A 3722-nucleotide genomic window follows, 5' to 3' on the forward strand; every position below is an offset into this window, starting at 1 on the left:
GCGCCGCCATGGCGGCGCGGCTTGCCGATCGCCCAGATCAATCCCGCCTCTACCGGCGTGGTCTGCATGTCCATGTCGTGACCGTAGAGGCACAGCCCCGCTTCCAGGCGCAGCGAATCCCGCGCGCCGAGGCCGATCATCTCCACTTCCGGCTCGTCGAGCAGCGCCTTGGCGAAGGCTTCGCACTCGTCTGCCGCCACCGAGATCTCGAAGCCATCCTCGCCGGTGTAGCCGCTGCGGCTGACCCACACCTCGTGACCTGCGATATCGAATCGGCCATGCTGCATGAAGACCAGCTCGCAGGCCGCCGGGCAGAGCCTTTGCATCACGTCCACCGCCTGGGGGCCCTGAAGGGCGAGCAACCCCCGGTCGAGTACCTCGATCGGGTGGGTGGTGCCCAGGTTGGCGCGCAAATGCGCAACGTCCTGATCCTTGCAGGCGGCGTTGACCACCAGGTAGAAGTGATCTTCCGCGTTGACCAGCATCAGGTCATCGATGATGCCGCCGTCGGTATGAATGAACAGGCCATAGCGCTGACGCCCCGGCGCGAGCCCTTCGAGATCCGCCGGAATCAGCGTCTCGAGTGCTGCGGCGACGTCGGGTCCGGCCACCGTGATCTGCCCCATGTGGGATACGTCGAACAGCCCGCAGCGCGCGCGGGTGTGCTCGTGCTCCTTCTTGACGCCGAGCGGGTACTGCACCGGCATGTCATAGCCGGCAAAGGGTACCATCTTGGCGCCCAGCGCCTGGTGAAGCGCATGAAGCGGCGTTTTCCTGAGTTCCGTCATATCCAATCCTCGCCGTTAATAGACGGGCCGGGAAGCACGCGGCTTCCCGGCCCGAAAGTGCCGTCTGGGCTTACTGGTCGTGGTCCAGGGCTTCGCCGGGCAAAACGTCCTTGCCGGCAAAGTAATCTCTGGTCAGCTTGAAGACCACCGGCGAAAGCAGCGCCAGCGCGATCAGGTTGGGGATCGCCATCATGGCGTTGAAGGTGTCCGCCATCAGCCAGATGAAACCGAGCTGAGCGATCGCGCCGAGCGGGATCGCCAGGACGAACAGCACGCGGTAGAGCATGATTGAGCGAGTGCCGAACAGGAACTGGAAGCACTTCTCGCCGTAGAACGACCAGCCGAGGATCGTGGTGAAGGCGAAGATCGCCAGCGCCACCGCGACGATCTGGTTACCGAAGCCCGGCAGCGCCGCATCGAAGGAGAGCGCGGTGAGCGAGGCGCCCTGCTCGCCGGTCTGCCATACCGTGGAGGTCAGGATCACCAGTGCGGTGATGGTGCACACGATGATGGTGTCGATGAAGGTGCCCAGCATGGCGATCAAGCCCTGGCGCACCGGGTTCTTGGTCTGCGCCGCGGCATGGGCGATAGGGGCGCTGCCCAGACCCGCTTCGTTGGAGAAGATACCCCGCGCCACGCCGAAGCGAATCGCCGCCATCACCGCCGCGCCGGCGAAGCCGCCCGCCGCCGCGATGGGGTTGAAGGCGTAGTAGAAGATCAGCCCGAACGCCTCGCCGATCTGACCGGCATTGACGATCAGTACGACAAGTCCAGCCAGCACGTAGGCGATGCCCATGATCGGCACGAGCTTGCCCGCCACCTTGGCGATTCGCTTGATGCCGCCGAGGATGACCGCGCCGGCCAGCACCATGATCACCACGCCGGTGAGCCAGTGCGGCACGCCGAAGGTCGCGTCCATGGCGTCCGCCACCGAGTTGGACTGGACGGTATTGCCGATGCCGAAGGCCGCCACCGCGCCGAAGAACGCGAACAGCGCCCCGAGCCACATCCACTTCCTGCCCAGGCCGTTCTTGATGTAGAACATCGGCCCGCCGACGTGGTAGCCGGTGCTGTCGGTTTCACGATAGCGTACCGCCAGCACCGCTTCCGAGAACTTGGTCGCCATGCCGACCAGCGCGGTGATCCACATCCAGAACACCGCCCCGGGCCCGCCGAGGGCGATCGCCGTCGCCACCCCGGCGATGTTGCCGGTGCCGATGGTCGCCGAGAGCGCCGTCATCAGCGCATTGAAGGGCGAGATTTCGCCATCGTCGCCCTTCTGGGCGCTCGCCTGGCCCGGCTTGGCATCGCGGCCTTGCCACATCAGCTTGAAACCCATGCCGAGCTTGCGGATCGGCATGAGTTTCAGGCCAGCCTGAAGGTAGATGCCCACCCCCAGCAGCAAGATGAGCATCAACGGGCCCCACACCACCCCGTTGATCGCTCCCAGTACGTTCGTCGCAGTTTCCACGCTCTTCTCCTTTCCCTTTTCTTGGCAATGGGTACCTTGGATGAGTACCGACTTGTTCTACCGCGAGAGAAGGGTCGCTTCTTTCGCCGTTTTTATGAAGAAACCGAGCGCGGGGCTCGGCCGCCACGCTCGACTGCCCTGTTTTACACCATTTGCTTGTCGGCTCGCCATGGCTGAGCGCTTTTTTCCTCGCTGCCCGCACACGTGCAAGGCCCTGGGCCCAACGCTGGCAGCGCGTTTCGTGTAAGGGTGAGGCGTGAACGCAAGCGACGCTAGACCCACCCATCACGCCAAACTAGAAATTTGTTTCCTATGAGAAACACGGTACCATAGCGCGCACTATTCACGCCGGCCGGAAGTCGCCAGCGGGCTTCACAAGCGCTAGTATCATCCGCTCCAGACAATCGTTTAGGGGACATATCATGAGCAACTTGCCTTCCAACCTGCGTTACGCCAAGAGCCACGAATGGGTACTGGACAACGGCGACGGCACCGTGACCATCGGCATCACCGACCATGCCCAACAGGCGCTGGGCGACGTGGTGTTCGTCGAGCTTCCTGAAATCGGCCAGACGGTCAGCAAGGGGAGCGAGTTCGGCGTGATCGAATCGGTCAAGGCCGCCTCGGATCTCTACTCGCCGGTCGATGGTGACGTCGTCGAGGTCAACGAAGCGCTCGAAGACGCTCCTGAAACCGTCAACGAAGCGCCTTATGAAGGCGGCTGGATCATGAAGGTGCGCGCCAGCATCGACGACGCCGGCGATCTTCTCGACGCCGATGGCTACCAGGCCACTCTCGCCGACGATTGATCCTTCAGCGCCTGCCTCATCGGCAGGCGCTTCCCCTTACGTTCTGCATGCCTGTCCCATCACGTCCGGAAGCCTCCCATGTCCTTCGAAACCCGCCGCCTGGCCGAACTGGCCGACCACGACGCTTTCATCCAACGTCACAACGGCCCGAGCGACAGCGACGTCGCCACCATGCTCGATGCCCTCGGCCTTGGGCGCATCGAGGAGCTGATCGAGCGCACCGTGCCCGGCGACATTCGCCTGGGCCGCGAGCTCGCCCTCGATGAACCACAAGGTGAAGCCGAGGCGCTCACCTACCTCGCTCAGCTGGCGCGCCAGAACCGGGTGGCCAAGAGTTATATTGGTCAGGGCTACTACGACACCCACCTGCCGGCGGTCATCCAGCGCAACGTGCTGGAGAATCCGGGCTGGTACACCGCCTACACGCCCTACCAGCCGGAAATCTCCCAGGGCCGCCTGGAGGGGCTTCTGAATTTCCAGCAGGTGGTGATGGATCTGACCGGCATGGAGCTCGCCAACGCATCGCTGCTCGACGAAGCCACGGCGGCGGCCGAGGCGATGGCGCTTTGCAAACGCGCCAACAAGAAGAGCAAGTCCAACGCCTTCTTCGTCGCCGACGACGTCTTCCCGCAGACCGTCGACGTGGTCAAGACC

The 3722-nt window shown here is 63.8% G+C and carries 3 protein-coding genes and 1 pseudogene; 2 read left to right on the top strand and 2 right to left on the bottom strand.

Features of this window, described 5'->3' with window-relative positions:
- Both gcvT and BIS11_RS12885 read right to left on the bottom strand, forming a co-directional pair.
- A partial coding sequence (gene gcvT / locus BIS11_RS12880) for a glycine cleavage system aminomethyltransferase GcvT (RefSeq protein ID WP_253586197.1) occupies positions 1 to 788 on the bottom strand: 788 nt, incomplete at its 3' end.
- A 70-nt stretch (positions 789 to 858) separates the two neighbouring features.
- Positions 859 to 2259, bottom strand: a complete 1401-nt coding sequence (locus BIS11_RS12885; protein WP_253424227.1) for a sodium:alanine symporter family protein — start codon at positions 2257 to 2259, stop codon at positions 859 to 861.
- 422 nt (positions 2260 to 2681) lie between these two features.
- On the opposite strand from BIS11_RS12885, the gene gcvH reads away from it, so the two are divergent.
- Entirely contained in the window at positions 2682 to 3068 is a 387-nt protein-coding gene (gene gcvH, locus BIS11_RS12890) for a glycine cleavage system protein GcvH (protein ID WP_253424224.1), read from the top strand.
- A gap of 78 nt (positions 3069 to 3146) precedes the next feature.
- A pseudogene (locus BIS11_RS12895) lies at positions 3147 to 3722 on the top strand (glycine dehydrogenase (aminomethyl-transferring)); the annotation flags it as partial.

Origin of the sequence: Halomonas sp. 707D4, assembly GCF_024158685.1 — a bacterium.
In the GTDB taxonomy this organism is placed as follows: Bacteria; Pseudomonadota; Gammaproteobacteria; order Pseudomonadales; family Halomonadaceae; genus Vreelandella.

Coding starts and splice junctions, on each gene's coding strand:
- gcvH (WP_253424224.1), top strand. CDS start 2,682: ATGAGCAACTTGCCTTCCAACCTGCGTTACGCCAAGAGCCACGAATGG.